Genomic DNA, 22,565 nt, shown 5'->3' with positions numbered 1-22,565 from the left:
TTGAATATATTTAATTCAAACATAAACAAAAAGAAACGGCCCTATAAAAAGGACCGTTCCTCATTATTTACTTTTGAAGCAAAGATTTATTAGGCAAGTAGTGCAGGGCTCTAATGAATCGAATCGTTCTTGTTTTGGCGCGCATGACGATGGAGTGGGTTTCTGCGCGATCGTCGGGCAAATAGCGAACTCCGCCTAGAAATTCACCCGGCGTTACGCCAGTAGCCGCGAATATTACATCTTCGGTACCGATCATATCATCCATGTAAAGTACTTTGTACGGATCTTCGATCCCCATCTCCAAGCAACGGGCGTATTCTTTAGCATCGGAAGGCATTAGCCTGCCTTGTATTTCGCCGCCCAGACATTTGAGCGCCGCCGCCGCGAGAACACCCTCAGGCGCGCCGCCGGAACCGACGTACAGATCGATGCCCGCCTCCGGAAAAGCAGGTGCCATTGCACCGGCTACGTCACCGTCCGACAGAAACTTGATTCGCACGCCTACTTTACGGAGCGTCTTGACAATCGCTTCATGCCTCACCCGATCCAATATCATGACCGTCAACTCGGATGCGTTTTTGTTCAAGGCTTCGGCCGCTTTCGTTAAGGTGACTTCCATCGGGTCCGTGATTTTCAGCTTCCCAACAAGCTGCGGCCCTACCGCAAGCTTCTCCATGTACATGTCGGGCGCGTGCAACAGATTGCCTTTGCCCGCGATCGCGATGACGGACATCGCGTTGTTCAAGCCTTTGGCTACGATTTCCGTTCCCTCGAGCGGATCTACGGCAACATCGACCTCCGGCCCGTTCATGCTCCCTACTTGCTCTCCTATATATAGCATTGGCGCTTCATCCATTTCACCTTCGCCGATGACGACCGTACCTCTGATCGATACCGAATCGAACATCGCCCTCATCGCCGAAGTCGCCGCGCCGTCTGCATTTATTTTATCCCCTCGACCCATCCAAGGCGCTGATGCCAAAGCCGCCAATTCGGTTACGCGTACGATTTCCAATGCTAGCTCTCTCTCCATATGTAACCCTCCAATGAGTTGTTTCGTTTATATAATATATAACATATAAATATTTATGACACAATATAAAAGTCTATTTTTGATCATTATGATGCATTATAAAAAAGCCTTGCCACAACATCCGTCTAGATGCTGCAACAAGGCTGCAAAATGATTTGTCTTACTTCAACATCACCTTAAGCTGAATAATTTCAGAGCGGCTTCCGATCCGAATCGGAGGTCCCCATGTGCCGAAACCGGAAGAAACAACGACATGCATCGCACCTTTTCTCAAATAACCCCAATCGAGCTCGAAAATCCTTCCAGTAAGCAAGTGGTTGGGCGCGAACTGCCCCCTATGCGTATGACCGCTGAGCATAATATCCGCACCGGAGTCTGCCGCAAGCGCTAATTTCGTCGGTTGATGATCCATGAGAATAACGGGTTTGTTCAAATCCAGCGTACTTAAGAGATCACTCACGCTCATTCGCTTGGTTAGATCGGCTGAGTCCGCGGTTTTGTCTTTTCGGCCCGCCACATACAGAACTTCCGCGATTTCCACTGTTTCGTCCCGAAGCACCTTAATGCCGATTTTGTTCATTTCCGCTATATATTGTTCAATGTGCCCGCCATAGTATTCATGATTGCCAAGCACGGCGTATACTCCATGTTTAGCTTTAAGCTCGCCCAGAAGGCTGCTCATCTTATTGCGAATGAACGGCTCGATCGTATCGTCAATAACATCGCCAGGCAGCAAGATCAGGTCGGGATTCATGGCATTCACCCGATCGACCAACCGCCTCAGGTGGCGTCTGCCGACTACGTTGCCCAGGTGCAAGTCAGAGGCGACTGCGATGGTCCAAACCTTTTCCGCGCCAGCAGTTTGCTTGTCTATTTCCAAATCGTATTTACGAACGATAGGACTCCATGCATTGCGAGAGCCGATAATTAATAGGATTAATATAATTGCTAGGACAGAGCTGACCGAATATAACGTATAGTCCTCCCGATTGCCTCCGGACCAACTTACGAATAACCCGATCAAATCTCCGATTAGGAAAAGAAGAAACCCGGCTTCCATTATGAAAATATAATAAGAGCCGATGACCTTTAATAAACGTCCTACCGGTTTACTGAAGCCTGGCAACGGAATGCGGCCGCCAATATAACCATAAGCAATAACGCCTAAAACTGTCCAGAAAATTGCCGGCTTATAAGCTAGCCCTATCGCATCGAACCACTCCGTAATATGCCAGCCGATGTAATAATTGATGCTGGAGTATACCGTTAGAAGTAAAGTAAACAAGATGATAAACCGCTGAACCATTTTCATTTCTCTTATAAGCTCCCCAACATCCCTATTAAATACCTTCATAGATTATAGCATAATTGAAAACCCGAACCGTAAAGGTCCGGGTTTCCATAAGCTTAACCTTCAAATAATAGGCATTGCGGCCGATCCTGCATGACTGCGCGCGACCATCGTTCCACGTCGATATGGATCACTTTGCGATTGGTCGCTATCGTTTGTCGGTTGCGGAGCAAGTCCCGAGTACGGAACAAGGCGGATTTGACCGCTGAAATCGAACAATTCAAGGCGCCGGCAACTTCTTGCATAGAATAACCGAAATATTCGAACAGCAGCCACATCTCGATATTGCGCCTCGGCAACCGTTCGGCCAACCATTCGAGCGCGCTGCGAACCTCAACATAATCGTTGTCCGTATAGTAAGTCATCTGAGGAGACATTTGCGCGTGCCGCCTTCTCTGATGTTTACGGATATGGTCAATCCATAAATTTCGGGCAACATGCATTAAGAAAGGTTTTACATGCAAGAACGGTTCGGCGTGTACGAAAAATAGCAACGATTTCAACAGCGTTTCCTGGAATAAATCCTCCCCATCCCACTTGGATTTCGTTAAATAGAAACAATACAATCGCAAGTCATCCAGATGGGGAGCAACTAATGTTTCGTATGCCGGAATGACATCCACGCGATGGTCCTCCTTTCGAGAACGGACGTCGCTCATTTACGGACGGTTTGCCCTTCTTTTAACGCGTGCTGTCCGGAAACTACCAATTGGTCGCCGACGCTAACCCCCTGAAGCACCTCTTGGTATATGCCGTTAATTCGACCGAGCGACACTTTCCGTTTCTCGGCCTTGCTACCGTTCAGAACGAATACGTACGTCTCCTGGCCCTCGCGCAAAATACTCAATGATGGAACGGCGACGACATTCTCCTCTTCGGGAGTCGTCAACTGCAATTGAACGCGCGAGGCGGGTATCAAAGAACCATCGGCATTGTCCGCTTCCAACTCCAACGCATACAATTTCGTGCTCGCATCAGGTATTTCGGCTAGGCTGATAACTTTGGCTTTTCTCTTTAAACTATCGTTATCGGAGCCATAGAAGACAATCTCGCGTTTATTGCGGGCTAGATCGGCCGCCGTTTGGGTCAATTGCGCTTTTATTTTGACTTTCCCCGTATTTTGCACAATCCCGAATGCGCTGCCTGCCGAAACGTTCATTCCTTCATCCGCTTTGACATCGGTCAACACACCGCTGACCGGCGCTTTGATTTCGCCATTCCCCCAAGACCTCTCTGCTTGCTCTAAAATAAGCTTCGAAGTTTCCACCTGCGCTTGCAGGGCAGCAAGCGCTTTGTTGCCCTCTAAGGCTGCCAACTGCTGCTTATAAACTTGAAGACTGCGAACCGTCTCTTTATTATCCGCTTCATTGCCTTCCCTGGCTTGTTGCTTCAATAAATCCTCCAGTTTGGCGATGTTGTTGGTCAATTGCAGCCGATTCGTTGCCGATTCCGCTGTCGATGCTGCAAGCGATTGCTCTGCGCTCGTATAAGCAGCCCGAGCCTTTTCTTTCTCGATCAAGGAATTCTTGTTATCCAATTTGGCAATGACGTCGCCCGCCTTAACCCGCTGACCATTCTTCTTGAGCATAGACAGAACGATTCCTCCGGCCTCAGCCGTAATATCCACCCGCACCGAGGCGCTGACTTCCGCCACCTGCTCCCGCGGATCGCCCATGCTTTGCTTGCTTATGCTTTCTACCTTAACCAGAGTTTCTGCCGCCGGTTTGGGTTCCGCCGTTGGGGATGGAGATGAAGAGCATCCCGTAATATAAGCCGTAATAAGGAGGAGAATGAATGCCATTTTCGCTTTTCTGCTTATGTTCTTTGTTGAAAGCTGTGTCTTAATGTGCATTTGCAGTTGCTCCTTTCCTGTAATGTTAACCATTTAATTCATGATCTCGCTTCGCCAGACTGCCGCGGTTAAATATTCTGCTCATTCTTCCTTTGAAACCTTCGATCATTTCATAAACGATCGGGACGACAACTAGCGTTAGAATCGTGGAAGTAACAAGACCTCCAATAACGACTACGGCTAGCCCTTTGGAAATCAAGGTGCCATGGGATAACCCGATCGCCAGCGGAATCATGGCCGCGATAGTCGCTCCCGCCGTCATAATAATCGGCCGAAGACGGACTTTGCCGGATTCGATCAATGCATGGCGGACCAGATAACCTTCCTTTCGCAATTGCTGGGTGCGATCGAGAAAGACGATCGCGTTGGTGACAACAATTCCGATAAGCATCATAAATCCGATCAAAGAGGTGATATTAATCGCCTCGTTGGCTATCCATAACCCGAGCAAGCCTCCAATGACGGCCAATGGCAAGGAGAACAAGATGGCAAACGGAGTTCCCGCATTTCCGAAGCAGAGCACCATAATCAAATAGACGATGGCGATAGCTGCACCCATGGCGAGGAATAATTGCGAGAAGCCAGAGTTAATATCTGAGTTGACCCCCTTAACGGTCGTCGTGACGCCTGAAGGAAGTTCGAGCTCGCCGAGCGCACCCGATACTTTGTCGCTGATCGCCGCTTTATTGGCAGAGTTGATTTTCGCGGTCACCTGAACCATCAGTTTTTGGCTTTCCCGCTGCAGCGACACTGGAGCTTCAACTTCCTGGAGCTTGGCCACTTCGTTCAAATAAACCGTGTTGCCGGAAGCATCCTGTAACGGCATCCGTCCGAGCTGCTGAAGCGAGTTTTTATGCTCCGGCGAGAGTTCGACGGCTGTCCTGTATACAGTGTTATCTAATCGGAGATTGCCAAGCTCCTGTCTGGCAATCCATGCTCCGATCAAATCATGAACTTGCGAGACATTAAGACCGAATTGTCTGGCTTTGGATGGATTGACGGTTATTTGCACCTCCATCTTCGCATCTCCCAAATTGTCATTGACATCCTTCAACTCCGGGAATTCCTGCAGCTTCTTCTTAACAAGCGCGGCCGCCTGTTCCAGCATCTGCTGGTCTTCCCCGTACAGCACATAAGAAAACTGGGGCGAAGAATCACTGCCGCCGCCCTCAAGCGAGCCGGGAAATACCTCGGACCCCCGGGGGAGCTGGGCCGTTATTAGCTTGTTATACTGTCTCATGACCGTCTCTGGATCTACGTCACTGTTCACTTCCGTTATGATCTCTATCACATAAGGAACCCGCTCGTCGCCCCCGCCGTAACCGACCAGCGCCTCCACGAAAGTAAACATCGGCTGGGCGGCATCGTCCTTGGCTTCGCGCAACAGCGCCTCAATCTGCTTAGCCTGCAGGTTCGAGGTGTTGAAGGTCGTCTCATACGGAAGCTTGATCGTATAATTCATTTGCTTACCGGGTTTGGTGTCCGGCAGAAAGCCGATAGCCAAATTCGGCACGGTAATCGCAATCGTCAACACCAGCAGTACACCAGAGAGAAGCAACGTCTTGATTCGGTTCGATAAGATCCAAACCAAAATTCTTTCGTAGAAAGTGACCATTTTGCCTTCGGTGTGAGTTTCCTCATTAGGTTGTTTGGCACTTCTCAGCACCATAAGCTTCGCCATCATAGGAATGACAGTCAATGCTACCAGCAGGGAAGCCAGTAACGCGCATACGACTGAAACCGCGAATGGCCGGAAAAACCCGCCGATGATGCCGCCTACGAAGGCGATGGGCAAAAACACGCCAGCCGTTACGAACGTTGACGAACTAATAGCCATGGCTACCTGTCGTACAGCCAGTAAAATGACCGATTGATTTTTCTCCTGCGCTTTTTGCAGGTTGGTGTAGATGCTTTCAATGACGACGATACTGTCGTCCACGATGCGGCCGACGGCGATAAACATACCGCCTAACGACATGATGTTTAACGTGATGTCCATATAATTCATCATCATTAAAGTCATCAGAATTGAAAGAGGAATCGACACTACCACAATAAGCGTCATCCTAAGGTTGCGAAGAAAAAGCAATATCATTAACGAGGCCAGCACGATCCCAATCATGCCTTCGCGAAGCAATCCGCTGATCGATTGATTCACTTCGTCGGCACTGTTGAACACTTTCTTAAAGGTGATCTCCGGATGGGATTGTTCCCATTCCGCTATGAGCTTGTTCGTTTGTTTAGAGAAATCGACTGCGTTTGCCGTGCTCGACTTGTACAAATGAATGCCGATAGCCGGCTTGTCGTCCAACCGGGCGACGAAGTTGGATTCGCTGACGGCTTTAATATCCGCCACGTCTTTCAGCAGCAACGTCTGTCCGGCCGGTGCCGTTATCTCCAGATTTTCCAGGTTGTACAGGCTATTAATCTCTCCCGTTACCCGGGCAATCTGGGTATTGCCGTTAAATTTGACCATTCCGACCGAACCGTTCGTAAGCGCCGCCTGTATAGAAGCTGTGACCGAAACGGGAGAAAGACCGTAGGCCATTAGAGCGCCGGCATCCAACTGAATATCCAGCGATGATGAACGAACCCCGATGGAATCGATATGATCGAGACCACTAATGGATTGGAACTCCGGCTTCAGCTCTTTCTCATAAAGCTGGTCAAGTTCGGTTTGAGTCATTCCGTCTTTGGCGTAAACGGCCAAATAATAAGCCGGAATAGAGGCGAATCCAATCGTAGAAACCTTCGGCCGGAGCGCTCCGCTCGGCAGATTCACGTCCTGAACCAAGCTATCCAGATCCAGCTTCTTCTTATCGATGTTAACCCCCTGCTTGAACTGAACGGTAATCATGGACATGCTGTCGCTTGAGTTAGAGAAAAGAATTTCCAGGTCTTCGACGTTCGAAATCTTATCCTCGATCGGCTTTGTTACGAGGTTCATCACGTCCTTCGGTGAAGCCTGAAAGGGAGTCGTGATGATCACGTAGGGAAACGAAACGTTCGGCATATTTTCCACTTTCAACGAATTTCCTGAGTAAATGCCTCCCCCAAGTAAAATCGCGATCAAAATCAGCATGGCAGCTACTTTGTTCATGGAAAAGTTTATTAATCCTTTCAACAGGTTACCCTCCAATAAAGTTAATTCGCTATTTCCCTCATCCTCTTGGGAAAGCTTTCCTGTGCGCTAAGTACCAATTTATAACACGAATATGAACAAACTATGACATGATCGATTAATTTCAAATATCTCAAACTGTCTATTAATCAAATTCATCTCCTTATTGTTCTGTCATGTAGGTTACAGAAAATTTCTAAAGCACAGGTGGATATAAATCTAAAGAAATTCTAAATAATCCCTCTGAAAGTTATAAAAAAGAAGCCAACGAAAGTGGGAATAGGACAATCCCGTTTTTTCATTGGCTTCATTCTCAATTATGCTGTTCGATGAGGTAGGGTAACGGTAACGGTCGTTCCAACGCCTTGCTTGCTGCTCAATACGATAGTGCCGCGATGCCGAGTAATGATTTTTTTGACTATAGCTAGCCCTAAACCGCTCCCGGACTGTTTTTTGTTGTGCGATTTGTCCGCTTTATAGAACCTTTCAAACACTTTACCGAGGTCTTCTTCCGGAATACCGATTCCGGTGTCCGTTACTCTAATTTCGATCAAATTGGTATGTTTAACGATGGTTATGCTGATTTTTCCGCCATCCGGCGTAAATTTAATGCTATTGCTCAGTAAATTGATCCATACTTGGCTAAGCTGGTCTTCATCCGCGTTTATTTTCGCCCTTGGCAAATCTAAATCCCAATCGAGCGATTTGGCGGACCATTGCGGCTCGCATGCGACGACGGATTTGCGAAGCTGCTCATCCAAGTCGTAAACATGCGGTTCGAACGGATGCCGTTGAGAGTCCAGCGAAGCCAACTGCAATAAATTGTCGCTTAGCCTGGACAGCCTTTCGCTTTCGGCTTGGATAATGGTCAAATATCTGACTTTATCCTCCTCCGGTACGCCGCTTTGCAGCAACGCGCTTGAAAACCCGGATATAGACGTCAGCGGAGATTGGATCTCATGGGAAACATTGGATACGAAATTTTGTCTCATCGTTTCGAACTGCTTCAATTGACCGGCCATGTAATTGAAGCTTTGCGCAAGTTGGCCTAGCTCGTCCTTTCTCTTTCCCCACTTCAGCTCGATATCGAATTCGCCTTTAGCCATCCGTTCCGCGGCTTCTTTCATTTTACGCAGCGGTTTAACCAAATAACGGGCGGCAACGAAAATGAATAAGCTCCCTACCAATAAATTGATAAGCAAGGCGTATAGAAGCAATATCTGGTTGATCGAATCTAGTTTTTTATCCGATATTTGAATGAAAAGGGCATAATGCTCACCTGATTGCTCATACGGCAAACCAAAAACCAGTTGTTCGATGTCTTTATCGGAGCCATGGTACGTCTCGCCGGCCAAAACCGACCGGATAACCCGATTGGAGATGGAGAAGCTGTTCGCAAGCTCATTTTGGTCTTTACTGTTCAGTTGTTCCATTTCGCGGTTATACAGCCTGACCTTGTATTGCTCCTTGTATGGCGTTCGTTCGAAAACAGAATCGGCTCCATCAAGCCCGTTTTGTTGATAAATTTCCATAATGTGCGGTGCGTCCGCTTCCAATTCATTTTTCATTTTACCCAAATAACGTTCCCCCGCTACCGTCAGCAGAAATAACGTCAAATAATACGTACAGATCAGTCCCAGTATAACTGCGGCCATGTAAGTGAGCACCACGCGAACGTATAACGTTCTTATCATTCGAGGACCTCAAGCTTATATCCGAGCCCTCGTTTGGTATCGATCGTAAACGCGCATCCGATGTCGGAGAACCGATCTCTCAGACGTTTGACATGCACGTCCACCGTCCGGTCATCCCCTATGAAATCGGCGCCCCATACTTGTTCGATCAAGTCGTTCCGGGTAAAGATTTGACCGGGAAAACTTGCCAGCTTGAATAAGAGATCAAACTCCCTCAGCGGCAGCGAAATCTGTACATCCTCTATGACCGCTTCATAACGATGCTTGTCCAACACCATATTGCCGATCTGAACCTTCATCGATGCCTGAATCCGATATCTCTTGAGGAGAGATTTAACCCTAACCGACAGTTCGAGCGGATCGAATGGCTTGACGAGATAGTCGTCGGCCCCAAGGTTAAAGCCTTTAATTTTATGGTTAGTCTCGCCTTTAGCGGTGACCATGAGCAGCGGCATTTCCGGGAACCCGTCCTTCAGGTGCCGGCACAGATCCCATCCATCCATTTCCGGCATCATGACGTCCACGATCGCAAGATCGATTTTGACGCGCTCCGCGATGCCAACTGCCTCTACGCCATCGTGTGCAACCGTTATTTTAAAGCCTTCTCTTGACAAATAAAACCTTATAAGTTCTAAAATGTCCGGGTCGTCATCGACGATCAGGATGTGCGCCATATCCATATGCCTCCCGTAAGCTTGTATTCCAATTGTACTACGGAAGTTAATGGAATGGGGTTCCCATCTTAATGTTTTACTATCTCTTGCGGCCGATCCTGCATGACGGCGCGTGACCAGCGTTCCACGTCCAGATAGATCACTTTGCGATGCTCGGTCAGACTGTGACGATTGCGAAGCCATTCCCGTGTTCGGAAAAGAACGGATTTGACCGCAGATATCGAACAACTCATATCATCTGCGATCTCCTGCATTGTGTAGCCAAAATAGTGGAACAGCAGCCACATCTCGATGTTCCGCTTCGGAAAATGTTCAGCCATCCATTCTAACGTGCCGCGGACTTCCACGTAGTCGTTGTCGGTATAGTAAACTTTCGGAGGATCTAATTTTGCCATACGCCTTCTCCGTCTTTTCCGGCAATCGTCGATCCACAAATTCCGCGCAACTCGCATTAAGAAGGGCTTCACGTCCAAATACGGCTCCGTATGCAGGAAAAAGACAAGCGACTTCAGTAAAGTTTCCTGGAACAAATCCTCCCCATCCCACTTGGACTTCGTTAAATAGAAGCAATATTTCCGCATGTCGTCCAGGTGCGGAGTAACCAATGTTTCATAATCCGGGCTGACAACCATGCGGTACTCCTCCTTCCCCCTCGTATGTCGCTCATGTCATTGTCCGCTTTACTCGAAGCGCAGCGCTTCGATCGGCTTCAATTTGGCGGCTTTGTTCGCCGGGAACATCCCGAATAAAACGCCGATCGCTACGGAGAAGAAAAAGGCGACGAGAATAATATTGGCTGAGAAAACAATGTCCATGTTAAAAGCCTTGGACGCACCCTGAGCAGCGCCGACTCCAATGCCTATGCCAAGCACGCCGCCCAATCCGCTCAGCACCATCGATTCGATCAGAAACTGAATGAGAATATCCCGTTTTTTGGCGCCGATCGCTTTGCGTATCCCGATTTCCCGCGTCCTCTCCGTTACGGATACGAGCATAATGTTCATAATTCCGATACCGCCGACGAGCAGAGAAATACCGGCAATACCTGCCAAAGCGAGCGTTAAAGTATCGGATACCGATGTTAAAGTGGACAAAGCATCGCTTTGGTTAAACACGCGATAACTATCCGTATTTCCGCGAAAATGACTGCTAAGCTCCTTCTCCAGCCCGGTAACGACATTGTCGATCTGTTCGGTCGTTTCCACCTGCACGTAGATCGTCCTGACGCCTTTGGATTTGAACAGCCGCTCAGCCGAAGTGAGAGGGATCATGACGACTTCGTCATTGGAGCCCGTCGTCGAGCTGCCTTTCTCGGCCAATACGCCAACGACTTTATATCGGGTGCCCTGGATGAGAATGTACTCGCCGATCGGGCTCGTGAACCCGAACAATTCCGTTGCCGTGCTTGAACCGATTACCGCAACCTTCTGGTACACGTCCAAATCGATCTGCACGAGAAAACGTCCGGAAGACACTTTATAATCCTTGACCAACGCATAATCTGCGTTCGTGCCAACGACGTTAACATCGACGCTTGTCGTATTGAATTTAACCGACGTACTTTGAGTGCTTGCTGGCGCTGTATATTTAATACCATTAACTTTACCGCCGATGGCTATCGCATCGGTGCCGCTTAACGTATTCGTGGAACCCCGACCCAAGATGTTAACCGTCAGCAGGTTCGTTCCCAAGCTCTGAACCTGCTCTTTGACGGATTTCGTCGCGCCCTGTCCCAACGCCACTAACGCAATGACGGCAGTAACCCCGATAATAATGCCGAGCATCGTCAGGAGCGAACGGAGTTTATTGGACAGAATGCTTTTGATGGCCATCTTAAATCCCTGAATGAAGTTCAAGCCGTCCTCCTCCCTCTTCGTTCAGTTTCCCGTCCATAATTTTAACGATCCGTTTCGCCTGCTCGGAAATGATCGGATCATGAGTGATGAGTACGATCGTATGCCCGAGCGTGTTCAATTCTTTGATGAAACCCATGACTTCTTTGCCCGTTTTCGTATCGAGCGCGCCCGTCGGTTCGTCGGCAAGCAAGATCGGAGGGTTTCCTGCCAACGCTCTGGCAATCGCGACCCGCTGCTGCTGACCGCCGGACAGTTCGACCGGGCGGTGATGAATCCTTTCCTCAAGCCCGACTTTGGCCAACGCAGCAATCGCAAGTTCCCTGCGCGCTTTCGCCGGAACTCCCCGATAGATAAGCGGGAGTTCCACGTTCTCGATAGCCGTCAGACGCGAGAGCAAATTGAATCCTTGGAAAATAAAGCCGATTTTCTGGTTGCGAATTTCCGCCTGCTTATTTTCCTTTAACCGGCTAACCTCTTCTCCGTCTAACCAATACTTTCCCGAAGTTGGGGCATCCAAGCACCCGATGACGTTCATAAGAGTGGATTTACCGGAGCCTGAAGGACCGATAATCGCTAGAAAATCTCCATGATTAACCGTTAACGATACTTCATCCAAAGCCTTTAGAAGCTCCCCGCCCATTCGGTATTGTTTGCTTAGCAGTTCGATGCGGATCACCGGTTCGGCTATCGTCGTCATTAACGCCCACCGCCCGTCGAACCGCTGCCTCCGCCGGTAGATTGTCGGCCGGAAAATCCGCCTCCGCCCGCGAAACCTCCGCCCCCGCCAGGTATGCCTGCTCCGCCTAACCCTGGGAAACCTCCGGTTTGTGCGTTCGATTTAGAGCTCGAACTCACGACTGTAGGAAGTACGACGGCATCGCCTTCTTTTACTCCGGAAAGGATCTCGATGCTGTCTTCATTGTTGATTCCGACTTCAACGGCTACCCGGGTTGTAGTCGCTGCCGTGTTCGTTCCCGTGCCCGTACTCGCGTTCGCGCCTCCCGTACCCCTATTTGCTGCGAATTGCTCGCGCATCGCCGCTCTTTCCTCATCGGTCATGTTCTGAAACCTGGAGGAATTTCTGTTTTGACCGGTTTGGCCTTGCGTCCCCTGTCCGGTTTGACCTTGCGCTGCCTGACCGCCTTGCCCGGATTGAGGAGAAGCCGCAGCATTCCCCTCTGCAGCTTGAGCCGCCGCATTAGTCCCCCCGCCCGCGCTCGTTCCTGTACCGGTGCTAGGAACCATAACGAAATATTTTCCTTGGAAGGACTGAACGGCTTCAACGGGAACATATAACGCATCCGTTTTCTTATCCGTCATAATGCTTGCTTCCGCGGACATGCCTACTTTAAGATTTTTCGTCTCCGCTAATTGAATCGTAACGTCGAACGAAGCGACGCCATTATTCGTCGTACCTTCATCCGCTATCGCAACGACTTTCCCGGTAAAAGTTTCATTAGGCAACGCTTCGACTAAAATTTGCGACTCCTGCGCAAGCTTCACCTTCGGTATATCCAGTTCATCTACCCCGACAACCATTTGCAGCTGCGAGAAGTTGACTATCTCTCCGAGTTCCCCGTTAGGATTAAGAGAATCCCCAGCATGTACATCGAACGTCGACAATATTCCGTCGATTGGCGCTACGATCGGATCGATGCTTTTGCTAGTCTTGAGGGATGATATATCTTGCTGAGCCATCTCGATATCGAGCTGCTGCTTTTGAATACTAAGCATAAGAGACTCGCGCGCTGCATCATCCGCTGCTTCTTTGTACTTTGTTTGCAGGTCCGTCAGCTCCAGCTTTTTCTTCTTTACATCGATTTCCTTGCTGCTGACTTGATCCGAGACGTCCTCTTCCTCGTAAGAAATCAGAACGTCGCCCTTTTTTACCGTGTCTCCCTGTTTGAAGTTCACTTTAAGCGCCGTTCCGACCGTGCTTGCTTTAAGGGTCGCACGCGCCGATGGCTGAATACTTCCCGTTCCGCTGATCTTAACCTCTAACGTGCCTTTACGAACTTGGGTCGTCACGTAACTTGCCGCCAATTGCTTATCGTCTTTCTTGAAGTACCGATACCCTCCCCAGCTTCCCGCTGCGAGAACAACCGCCAGCCCGACAATCCACCATTTTTTCCGTGACATGTTTGACCTTCACCCTTCCTTCGGCAATGCACCTTGTGCCCGAAATTTTCTTACCATAATTTGTCCTCGCCCAATAGGGTCTTGGGCACATTATGCTAGGCAAACCTTAGTTCAACATGAGCGCGCGCTGAATGTTTTCTGAACGTCCCTTTCAGCTTTCCTTCAGTTTTCACTCAGCCAAACTTAAGCTTGATCCCTCATAATAGGAAATTATGGGCATAGCGGGGGAATCAGCATGGTGCAGCAAGGCAAAGGCATTAAAATTCTTGTCGTCGATGACGAACCGAATATACTGCAATTTCTGGAGCTCGGCCTAGCAAACGAAGGTTATCAAGTGAAAACCGCGCAAGATGGGCCGGAAGCAATCGTTCTCGCGGAACAATTCAACCCTCATGTCGTCATTCTCGATGTGATGATGCCGGGAATGGACGGTTACGAGGTTTGTCAAACGTTAAAGGACATGAAGCCCGTGGCGGTCATCATGCTCACTGCCAAAGAAGAAATCGACGATCGGGTCAAAGGCCTAACTCTCGGCGCGGATGATTACATGTCCAAGCCATTCGGCTTCGGGGAGCTTCTCGCGCGAATTCAAGCCAGAGTCCGCAACCAATTCCCTCACCTTCTCAGCGAAGTATCGGTCGGCCCGTTCACGATAGATGCTGCCCGCAAGGAAATAAAATATCGCGATCGCGCGTTGGATTTATCCCCGACGGAATTCGAATTGCTGAAACATTTGGTTCTTAATCATCTTCAGGTGCTTAGCAAAAGCGTTATTCTCGATCAGGTGTGGGGTTATGATTTCGGCGGAGAAGAAAATATCGTGGAAGTGTACATCCGTTCCTTGCGAGACAAATTGCAAGATCGCGAGCATCGGGTAATACGGACCATTCGAGGCGCAGGTTACCGGGTGGACTTGTTATGATACGAAATCTATTTTTCCCCCGTTCCCTTCGTTATCAACTGTTATCGCGCATTCTCCTGATCCTGGCGGGATTGTTGATCGTTATCGGCTTGTTTCAATATGTATTCATGGAGCGTTTCCTTTACCAGAACAAGGCTTCAAGCATACAAAGGCAAATCCAATCGGTCCCCGGGGAAATGTGGGAGCGATTTAATCCGAATAAACGCAGAGGTCCGGCTGAGTCTTTTATTTTCTTCCCCTCTTCTTCGGTTGCTTTCATAAACAATGAAGGCAAATTGACCGTATTATCCCGGCTAAATACATCGTCGGATTCTATACCCCGTCTAGATGATCGGGCCTACTCAGATGCTTTAAGTCGACCGCGCATGGGAAAGCCATTATATAAAATCGTGAACAACAACACGGAAGGCGAACAACTGGTCGTTCTTCAAGCCGTGAGAACATTTAATGGGATCGGCGGTGTCGTTCAAGTCAGCACAAGCACTAAGCCGCTCAGGGATGAGCTTTATCGTCAATTAAAGCTGTTCCTGGCTCTCGCTTTCGCAGCCTTGATTGGAGGATTGTTGACCTTCTTACCCGCCATACGAAGAACGTTGACGCCTCTATCCCGGATGGTAACGACAGTCGAACAGATTGATTCCGGCAAGTTAAATGAACGTCTGCCCGAGAAGGTACAGCCGATGGAAATTGACCGTTTATCGCATTCCTTTAACCGCATGCTGGAACGTCTTGAAAGCTCCTTCCTTGCGGAACAGGAAGCGAAAGAGCAAATGCGCCGTTTCGTCGCCGATGCTTCTCATGAGTTGCGAACTCCGCTTACTTCGATTCATGGATTTCTCGAGGTATTGCTGCGCGGTGCTGCATCAGACCCTGAACAACTAACTAAAGCGCTTAAGAGCATGCACGGAGAATCGGAGAGAATCAACAAATTAGTGTACGATTTACTTCTGCTCGCAAAGCTTGACCGAGCTCCTGAGGCACGTTTGGAGCCGTGCGATTTGTCCGAACTCGTTAAAGAAATGGAACCGCAACTGCTGATCCTTGCGGAGGAACGCAAAGTATCTTTCGATCTAAATTCATTCACTCCGCTGCGGCTTGACCGCGACAAAATAAAACAAGTGCTGCTGAACTTGTTTCAGAATGCCGTCCAGCATACTGACCCTCTTCAAGGTGAAATTCAAGTTGCCGTCAATAAACGAGACAGGGGTACAGAGCTCACCGTTAGAGATAACGGTTCGGGCATATCATCCGAGCATTTGCCCCGTTTGTTCGATCGCTTCTACCGCATCGATTCGTCTCGTGCCCGCAAGTATGGAGGCTCAGGCCTCGGATTGTCCATCACCCGCTCTCTCGTCGAACTTCATGGAGGGTCTTTAAACGTAGAAAGCTGCCCTGATGAGGGCAGCTTGTTCCGAGTCTATATTCCTGACTCGCTATGATTCCATACTTTATTCAAAGGAACCGACAATCGGAGGAGGACCTGGCATCGGCATGAATAAGAGATTAATAGGCAAATTGCTGCCGGAAGCAGGCGTGAACACGATAGTTACGGATTCTACGGAATCCCCAGTCTTGTACAGCATCCCTACTTCATTAGGATTAACGAGTATGCTCGTATTGGTCGTATAGACGACTGTACCGTTCACGGTAAACGCTCCACCGTAATGGCCGCCTCGGGGATTTACGACAATCGCGGTATGGGGCTGTACGTTATTGATTTTGATCGTATACAACGTCCCATAATTACCCATGTTCAATACCGGGGTATTCGTCGTCTTGTCGACTCCGGGAAGCCGGGTATCTACAACGTTATCCGCGAGGATCATCCGACTCTTAATGTCACCGATCGTTTGATTCACGATCATTGTACGGTTAGCGTCTTCGAATGTGCCGCGGATATGCCTATCATTGCTTGGCAGGATGCTGAGATAAGGAAGAGTACTAAATACGTTACGGGATGCATCCACGACAACGACTTGCACTTTCAACTGTTTGTCCATCACCACGTCCGCGAACATGGAATAGGCATCTCCAGGTTTTACGACTTTATCGCTGTATTCCTGGACTAGGATTCGGCTTTGTCCAGCAGGTATTTGTACATTCGTAATTTTCGGATTAAGACGCGATTCCAGGTATCTACCGGTAACCGCACGTCCAACCGAAGGGACGGCAGGATTGGGTCCACCGATTCCAACCGGACCAATTTGTACGTTAGCAACTCCGTTGTTGACCTCGTTCGTAGCGATTACGTATACTTTCACCGGCGTCGACCGACTGTTGTAATTGTGAACAAGAAACCGTACGTTTCCAGTAACGACATCCTCGTAATAGATCCCTTCGTCAACGATTGTTTCCGGACTGTTCGCGCGAATCAACGTTTGAGGTTGCGTTTTATTAATGTCATAATTCATAGTCGGGAAATTGAGCACATCGGACCCGTTGATCGGGAACTTCTCGCCGATTTCCGTATAGAGCAGGTAAAACTCTTCTTTCGAATAGAGCGTTTCATTCGTTATCGTAATCGTTTTGGAGAATTCGTTAACGGCGCCGTTAGCATCGGTAACCTTGAGGGTAATGGTTTGCTGCCCCGGCTCGAAATATCCGCGGCCATTGTTCGTCCACAACCGGCTGGTGATCCGATTTTCATCGTCGGTGCTCTGATCGCTATAAGTGATGAACTCTCCCATTTTGTATGTATCTTTGTCCGTAGTGAAAGCGGCAACCGGAGGTTGGTTCGGCGGCTTAACCGTTATCGTTACCGAATACGGATCGCTCCAAGCTCCACTTTCGTCTTGTACCCAGTGCGTAACAACATATGTTCCCGCTTCCTCGAACAGGTTCAAGTTATTTTCCCAGCGCTGATCTACGATCGCTAGCCCCCTTGGATGATAGGACAAATCCGTATAATCGATTTGCGTTTGCTGAGCGTAAGGGTTCACGTTAGATACGGTGAACTTGGCGATTGGTTTGGAGGACCAAGTCAATTCCACTTTCTTGTCTTTCGGGAAAGCCGTTAACGTTAACCCGAAATGAAAGGCGACTGTACGCAGCGGTATCATCAACGTGCCCTTAAGCACGTAAGGTGCGCCTAATCCATCTTTCTGAGATACTCCGTTTAATAAGTAAGGCGTTTTCCCGGCAGTAAACCTGAGTTCGTTAATCCCATTGCTAAGTACATATTGTTTCGTTTTCGTCTCGTAAGCAATCTTGCCATAAACTTCGTTTAATAGAGACCTGGCGGCCACATAAGTAACGCCTTTCGTTGCGGTAAGCGGCTGTAAGGCCATCACATTCGTTCCGTTATGGATCATTTGTTTCGAACCTTGAATGAGCACGAGTTTTTCCAGTCCGTCCGCGCTTCCGGCGGCCTGTACCGGAATAGGGATCGAACATAACAATAAAACGACTAACAATAATTGCGTAAACCTTTTCTGCATGATTGTCTCCTTCTAGTCTCGTTGTTTGGGTACATCCGTTTATTAAATCATATGTATTAACGAGATTTCCAGGCAAAGGTTGCTATATTAATAGAATTTAAAATAAAAAGGCCCTGAGACAGGATTCTCAAGGGCTTACAGTCGCTTACATTTCTTTACAGGCGTTTGCGCATTCGTACGTGCAGGATGTCTGCATCCATAAAAGGCTCAGTCGATTCCGTGAGGTAACCAAGCTTCGAATAGAAAGCTTCTGCCGTGCACTGAGCATCCAATAGAGATGCTTGATAACCCAATCGCGCGGCATCCTGTTCCATACCTTCCAGCAGCAATTTACCCACTCCCAAACCCCGATAAGGCTTTAGGACGGCTATTCGTTGCATCTTGACGACTCCAGCCTCATATTCCTTCCAACGACCCGTAGCGATCGGCTCTTCGCCCTTCACAACGAGGTAATGATGACAGGCGTCCGGGCTTGCATCATATTCGTCCATCTCCAGCGCTCTTGGCACGCCTTGCTCTTCAACAAACACTTTAACGCGAATGTCGAAAGCCTGTTGGAGCATTTCATCCGTAACTATCGGCAACACTTTCATAGCGTCCATCCTCTCGTTCGGTGTGAATAGTTTCTCGAACTAACAACCATAATAAGGATAAATTTGGATCATTGGAGTGAGCGGATGCAGAACCAGAAAATAAACGTCGTTCAAGCCGTATTTCTGTTTGCCCTTGCCGTCGGAATTACGAATCACGTCATCATCGTTCCGCTGATTCTTAACTCCGCTCTTAGGGACTCATGGATCAGTCCCCTTATTGCTTTACCGCCGCTACTGTTGTGGACCACAATCTTATTTTTGATTATGAAGTTAACGAAACAGAAGTCATTATACATTTGGTTCAAGACCCATTACAATCCCTTAGTCGCATCGTTAGTCATCGCGCCGATCATCTTGTTTGTCTTTTTAATTCTGTTCGTTACGATACGCGATACGACCGCATGGACCAAAATTACCTACTTACCCAAGACACCCTTTCCCGTTATTGTCGGTCTATATGTGTTTGCCGGGTTTATCGCCGCTCTAACCGGCCTTAGAACGATCACTATAGCAGCAGGAATTTTATTTCCGGCAGTCATTATGTTCGGCTTTTTCGTGATGAGCGTCAACTACCAATTCAAGGATTACTCCTATCTGCTGCCGGTCTTCACGAACGGGTATGCTCCCGCATTAAAAGGTACGATTTACGTATTGGGAGGATTAGTTGAATTTATACTGCTTCTTAGCGTACAGCAACATCTGAGCAAGAAAATGAGATTTTCAACGTTAATCCTGATGACCTTAGCCGTTACCTGCTTAATATTCGGTCCGGTAATTGCCTCTATCGCTATATTCGGTCCCTATGAGGCTGCTGACCAGAGGTATCCGTCTTACGAACAGTGGCGAATGGTTTTAATCGGCAAGTTCATTTCGCATTTGGATTTCCTGTCTATTTATCAATGGCTTTCCGGATCGTTAGTACGTATATCTCTGGCGCTTTTTTTGTTATTCGATCTCCTGCATATGACTCACCATCGAAAAAAATGGATTTGGATGTTCATTACTTGTGTCGCTCTTATCGTAATGGTAACCCGATTAAATCTAAGCGACGCCATATTTTTCGAATTTCTGCAACGTTACTATTTCCCTTACACTCTTTCGTTTTTTTACTTTTTCCCTTTTCTGCTTCTCCTTCTGATCCTTATGAAACGAGGTAAAGCCCATCATGAATTTACATAATACATTCCGCAAAGCGTTTTATTTCGATCACCGGAACCCGGAAAATAATCAGGAACGAGATCAACCTCCGCATCTTTCTTTAGCAGAGCTTGATCAGTCAAGATTAATTGAATTATTCAAAGACTCATCGGATGTTAATATTCACTCCTATTTCACCGTCAGCGAAGAAGGTTTACCCAATCCGCTATTGGTTTATTGCGACGGCATGATCGATCCTAAACAATTAAACGATTTTCTATACATGCAATTAAGAAAGCTTCTGACAATTCCACCTTCCGCCGATAGTTCGCCCTTGACGGTTACGCCGCTCGATAACCAAAACATCTATAGGATTGAAGAACCACATGCCGTCGAGAATATGATTCAGCAAGTATTATCAGGCAATCTGGTATTGTATTTCGAGGAGTTACGCTGCATCTATGTCATTCAGATGGCGAGTCCTCCCCAACGCGCGCCAAGCGAATCCAACACGGAAATATCCATTAAGGGACCTCGCGACGGTTTTACCGAAGCTATTGATACGAATGTCGCATTAATCCGCAAGCGTCTGAAAACAACGACTCTCGGCATTGAAAAATTCCAATTAGGCCGCAGAAGCAAAACGCAAATCGCCTTGTTATATATGACCGATATTACGAATAAGGACATCCTTCATGAAGTACGGGAACGGATCCAGAAAATAGATGTCGATGGCGTATTGTCCAGTCAACAATTAGAGGATGGCTTGTCTGATTCCTCTTATTCAATGTTCCCTTTGTTGGAATACATGGGCCGCCCCGATTATATCGCGGACAGTCTACTTCAGGGGAGATTCGCGATCGTTGTCGACGGCTCGCCGATGGTGCTTATTGGTCCCTCTAACTTAATGTCATTAATTAAATCTCCGGAAGATATCCACCTGCCCTTCTACTACGTCGTTCTTGAGCGTTTACTTCGAATGCTGGGTTTAATTGTCGCGATTTTCTTTCCTGGTTTCTGGGTTTCCATATCCGCTTTTAACTTGGATCAAATCCCGTTCCCCTTGCTTGCTACTGTTGTCATTTCGAGGCTTGGTCTCCCTTTATCCGGACCTGTCGATCTTTTCTTAATGATCGGTTTATTCGAACTATTTCGCGAAGCAGGCATGCGGCTTCCTAAGGCCGTAGGGCAAACGGTTGCCGTCGTTGGAGGGTTAATTGTCGGAGAGGCCGCTATTTCCGCAGGCATTACCGGTCCGACCACGTTAGTCGTTTCAGCCATTACAGCCGTTTCTACATTTACACTCGTTAATCAGTCGCTCAGCGGCTCGGTTACGGTTATCCGATTTTTCGTCCTCTCCTTAAGCTGTCTATTCGGCATGCTGGGATTTTTCCTTGCCATGTTTATGGTCGTTATTTACATGTCATCGCTCACTTCTTTCGGCATTCCGTTTCTTAGCCCCTTATCCCCAATCCGGTACAGAGATTTATTGTTTTCGGTCTTCGCCTTCCCTTGGAAATTAGATAAGAAGAGACCGAAGATCTACGCGCCTCAAGATACTAACCGTCAAGAGGAGAACTCCTGATGAAACGTTTCCTTATGGGCTTGATATCCCTTTTGTTTGCCCTCATCCTGACAAGCTGTTGGGATATTAAATCGTTGCAGGATGTTAACTATTTCACGGGGATAGGCATCGATTATAAAAACAATAAATATCAAATCTATATCCAGCAGTTGAACTTCTCCAGCGTAGCCAAAACGGAAGGCGGAAAATTGAGCACACCTGCGGAAGTATGGGTAGGTCATGCCGAAGGAGAATCAATATCCCAAGCCGTTATCGAGCTCTATCAAACAACTCAACAAACGGTATTCTGGGGGCATCTATCCTCGATCATTTTATCGGAAGACGTGTTGAAGCATGGAAATTTGCTCGCCGTATTCGATGCCTTGATGCGCAGTCCTGAAATCCGATACACCCCTTGGATTTATGGGTCAAAGAAAGATATGCGCGAACTGCTTACAACTAAGCCGTTCTTTAACTTATCCCCTTTGAACTCCATACTGTATTCGCCGGAAACGAATTATAATCAACGTCCCATCATAACTCCTATGCGCACATCTCAATTTATTAGAGACTTGAGGGAACCAGGTAAAATGGTTTTTCTTCCTTCCCTCAGCATTTCGGACGGAACATGGACAGCGAATAAGAAGCCCGATCCAAAGCTTGAGGTCGACGGGGTCTTCGCCATGCACGATGATTCATTCAAGAGTTGGGTTGATTATAAGGACTTAACCGGACTTAGATGGTTCAAAAATAGAACGCTAACCTCAAGAATCTTTCTACGCAAGAACAACTCGAACGTAGCTACGCTCAAGATAGCGAAACCCAAGTCCAAAATTCGGATCAATATTTCAAACGGCGAACCCGTTTTTAATATCGAGGTGAGTGCTGCGGCAATATTATTGGAACTTTGGACACAAACATCGGAGAAGGAATTAGAAAATTTGGCAAACAAACTAATCGCCGAAGAAATCAGATCCACATTTCAAAATGGAATGAAACGTCAAATCGATCTGCTTCGGCTGGAACATGTTCTATATCGCAAAAAGTTTAAGTTGTGGAAGAAACTAACCTCAAATGGCAAAGTGGCTCTCCATCCCATAAAACTTGGCGAAGTTACGGTGAAAATCAAAGTCGTCCAATCCGGCATGTACAAGTTGAAAAGGAAGATGACACCTCATTAAATCTGAACCTA

18 protein-coding genes are annotated in these 22,565 nt (G+C 47.9%); 5 read left to right on the top strand and 13 right to left on the bottom strand.

The window, feature by feature from the left end; all coding sequences use genetic code 11:
• Positions 1-67: 67 nt before the first annotated feature.
• From glpX to K7P76_RS08175, 11 genes are all read right to left on the bottom strand, one after another.
• Positions 68-1,033 carry a class II fructose-bisphosphatase gene (glpX, locus tag K7P76_RS08225; RefSeq protein WP_232184764.1) on the bottom strand — a complete coding sequence of 322 codons (966 nt, stop codon included), beginning with the start codon at positions 1,031-1,033 and terminating at the stop codon, positions 68-70.
• Positions 1,034-1,193: 160 nt separating this feature from the next.
• Complete coding sequence (locus K7P76_RS08220; protein ID WP_309244739.1) at positions 1,194-2,345, bottom strand: metallophosphoesterase; 1,152 nt, start codon at positions 2,343-2,345, stop codon at positions 1,194-1,196.
• Between the two features lie 95 nt (positions 2,346-2,440).
• The gene (locus K7P76_RS08215; RefSeq protein ID WP_232184763.1) at positions 2,441-3,007 is read right to left on the bottom strand and encodes an RNA polymerase sigma factor; all 567 of its coding nucleotides are present in this window, start codon (positions 3,005-3,007) and stop codon (positions 2,441-2,443) included.
• 32 nt (positions 3,008-3,039) lie between these two features.
• On the bottom strand, positions 3,040-4,236 hold the full coding sequence (locus tag K7P76_RS08210; protein WP_232184762.1) for an efflux RND transporter periplasmic adaptor subunit: 1,197 nt from the start codon (positions 4,234-4,236) through the stop codon (positions 3,040-3,042).
• A 25-nt stretch (positions 4,237-4,261) separates the two neighbouring features.
• On the bottom strand, positions 4,262-7,360 hold the full coding sequence (locus K7P76_RS08205; RefSeq protein ID WP_232184761.1) for an efflux RND transporter permease subunit: 3,099 nt from the start codon (positions 7,358-7,360) through the stop codon (positions 4,262-4,264).
• A gap of 314 nt (positions 7,361-7,674) precedes the next feature.
• Positions 7,675-9,051: a sensor histidine kinase gene (locus K7P76_RS08200; RefSeq protein WP_232184760.1), complete on the bottom strand. Its 1,377-nt coding sequence runs from the start codon at positions 9,049-9,051 to the stop codon at positions 7,675-7,677.
• On the bottom strand, positions 9,048-9,725 hold the full coding sequence (locus K7P76_RS08195) for a response regulator transcription factor (protein WP_232184759.1): 678 nt from the start codon (positions 9,723-9,725) through the stop codon (positions 9,048-9,050). The genes K7P76_RS08200 and K7P76_RS08195 overlap by 4 nt, the downstream gene beginning before the upstream one ends.
• 68 nt (positions 9,726-9,793) lie before the next feature.
• Positions 9,794-10,357, bottom strand: a complete 564-nt coding sequence (locus K7P76_RS08190; protein ID WP_232184758.1) for an RNA polymerase sigma factor — start codon at positions 10,355-10,357, stop codon at positions 9,794-9,796.
• Between the two features lie 48 nt (positions 10,358-10,405).
• Entirely contained in the window at positions 10,406-11,581 is a 1,176-nt protein-coding gene (locus K7P76_RS08185) for an ABC transporter permease (RefSeq protein WP_232184757.1), read from the bottom strand.
• Positions 11,559-12,278: an ABC transporter ATP-binding protein gene (locus K7P76_RS08180; protein WP_255678407.1), complete on the bottom strand. Its 720-nt coding sequence runs from the start codon at positions 12,276-12,278 to the stop codon at positions 11,559-11,561. Before K7P76_RS08180 ends, K7P76_RS08185 begins: the two co-directional genes overlap by 23 nt.
• Positions 12,278-13,720, bottom strand: a complete 1,443-nt coding sequence (locus K7P76_RS08175; protein WP_232184756.1) for an efflux RND transporter periplasmic adaptor subunit — start codon at positions 13,718-13,720, stop codon at positions 12,278-12,280. Before K7P76_RS08175 ends, K7P76_RS08180 begins: the two co-directional genes overlap by 1 nt.
• Positions 13,721-13,958: 238 nt before the next feature.
• Here K7P76_RS08175 and K7P76_RS08170 point away from each other — a divergent pair, with 238 nt between their 5' ends.
• A complete protein-coding gene (locus K7P76_RS08170) occupies positions 13,959-14,642 on the top strand; it encodes a response regulator transcription factor (RefSeq protein WP_232184964.1) in 684 nt (227 codons plus the stop codon).
• Positions 14,639-16,081 carry a sensor histidine kinase gene (locus K7P76_RS08165; RefSeq protein ID WP_232184755.1) on the top strand — a complete coding sequence of 481 codons (1,443 nt, stop codon included), beginning with the start codon at positions 14,639-14,641 and terminating at the stop codon, positions 16,079-16,081. Before K7P76_RS08170 ends, K7P76_RS08165 begins: the two co-directional genes overlap by 4 nt.
• A 9-nt stretch (positions 16,082-16,090) precedes the next feature.
• Here the strand turns inward: K7P76_RS08165 and K7P76_RS08160 are convergent, their stop codons facing one another.
• Together K7P76_RS08160 and K7P76_RS08155 are read right to left on the bottom strand one after the other, a co-directional pair.
• Positions 16,091-18,079 (bottom strand): stalk domain-containing protein, encoded by a 1,989-nt coding sequence (locus K7P76_RS08160; RefSeq protein WP_232184754.1) that lies wholly within the window; start codon positions 18,077-18,079, stop codon positions 16,091-16,093.
• Between the two features lie 155 nt (positions 18,080-18,234).
• Positions 18,235-18,681 carry a GNAT family N-acetyltransferase gene (locus K7P76_RS08155; RefSeq protein ID WP_232184753.1) on the bottom strand — a complete coding sequence of 149 codons (447 nt, stop codon included), beginning with the start codon at positions 18,679-18,681 and terminating at the stop codon, positions 18,235-18,237.
• Between the two features lie 75 nt (positions 18,682-18,756).
• On the opposite strand from K7P76_RS08155, the gene K7P76_RS08150 reads away from it, so the two are divergent.
• The 3 genes from K7P76_RS08150 to K7P76_RS08140 are packed head-to-tail and all read left to right on the top strand — an operon-like array spanning position 18,757 to position 22,554.
• Complete coding sequence (locus K7P76_RS08150) at positions 18,757-19,851, top strand: endospore germination permease (RefSeq protein WP_232184752.1); 1,095 nt, start codon at positions 18,757-18,759, stop codon at positions 19,849-19,851.
• Complete coding sequence (locus tag K7P76_RS08145; RefSeq protein WP_232184751.1) at positions 19,838-21,394, top strand: spore germination protein; 1,557 nt, start codon at positions 19,838-19,840, stop codon at positions 21,392-21,394. Before K7P76_RS08150 ends, K7P76_RS08145 begins: the two co-directional genes overlap by 14 nt.
• Positions 21,394-22,554 carry a Ger(x)C family spore germination protein gene (locus K7P76_RS08140; protein WP_232184750.1) on the top strand — a complete coding sequence of 387 codons (1,161 nt, stop codon included), beginning with the start codon at positions 21,394-21,396 and terminating at the stop codon, positions 22,552-22,554. Before K7P76_RS08145 ends, K7P76_RS08140 begins: the two co-directional genes overlap by 1 nt.
• The last annotated feature ends 11 nt before the right edge of the window (positions 22,555-22,565 follow it).

The organism is Cohnella silvisoli, assembly GCF_021190915.1.
In the GTDB taxonomy this organism is placed as follows: domain Bacteria; phylum Bacillota; class Bacilli; order Paenibacillales; family Paenibacillaceae; genus Cohnella; species Cohnella silvisoli.
Note: the sequence above shows the minus strand (reverse complement) of the source record. Positions and strands in the feature narration are given on the sequence as shown.

Excerpts from the sequence above, each read along its gene's own strand:
- glpX (WP_232184764.1), bottom strand. The coding sequence starts at position 1,033 with ATGGAGAGAGAGCTAGCATTGGAAATCGTACGCGTAACCGAATTGGCG.
- K7P76_RS08220 (WP_309244739.1), bottom strand. The coding sequence starts at position 2,345 with ATGAAAATGGTTCAGCGGTTTATCATCTTGTTTACTTTACTTCTAACG.
- K7P76_RS08210 (WP_232184762.1), bottom strand. The coding sequence starts at position 4,236 with ATGCACATTAAGACACAGCTTTCAACAAAGAACATAAGCAGAAAAGCG.
- K7P76_RS08200 (WP_232184760.1), bottom strand. The coding sequence starts at position 9,051 with ATGATAAGAACGTTATACGTTCGCGTGGTGCTCACTTACATGGCCGCA.
- K7P76_RS08195 (WP_232184759.1), bottom strand. The coding sequence starts at position 9,725 with ATGGCGCACATCCTGATCGTCGATGACGACCCGGACATTTTAGAACTT.
- K7P76_RS08190 (WP_232184758.1), bottom strand. The coding sequence starts at position 10,357 with ATGGTTGTCAGCCCGGATTATGAAACATTGGTTACTCCGCACCTGGAC.
- K7P76_RS08180 (WP_255678407.1), bottom strand. The coding sequence starts at position 12,278 with ATGACGACGATAGCCGAACCGGTGATCCGCATCGAACTGCTAAGCAAA.
- K7P76_RS08175 (WP_232184756.1), bottom strand. The coding sequence starts at position 13,720 with ATGTCACGGAAAAAATGGTGGATTGTCGGGCTGGCGGTTGTTCTCGCA.
- K7P76_RS08165 (WP_232184755.1), top strand. The coding sequence starts at position 14,639 with ATGATACGAAATCTATTTTTCCCCCGTTCCCTTCGTTATCAACTGTTA.
- K7P76_RS08160 (WP_232184754.1), bottom strand. The coding sequence starts at position 18,079 with ATGCAGAAAAGGTTTACGCAATTATTGTTAGTCGTTTTATTGTTATGT.
- K7P76_RS08155 (WP_232184753.1), bottom strand. The coding sequence starts at position 18,681 with ATGGACGCTATGAAAGTGTTGCCGATAGTTACGGATGAAATGCTCCAA.
- K7P76_RS08150 (WP_232184752.1), top strand. The coding sequence starts at position 18,757 with ATGCAGAACCAGAAAATAAACGTCGTTCAAGCCGTATTTCTGTTTGCC.
- K7P76_RS08145 (WP_232184751.1), top strand. The coding sequence starts at position 19,838 with ATGAATTTACATAATACATTCCGCAAAGCGTTTTATTTCGATCACCGG.
- K7P76_RS08140 (WP_232184750.1), top strand. The coding sequence starts at position 21,394 with ATGAAACGTTTCCTTATGGGCTTGATATCCCTTTTGTTTGCCCTCATC.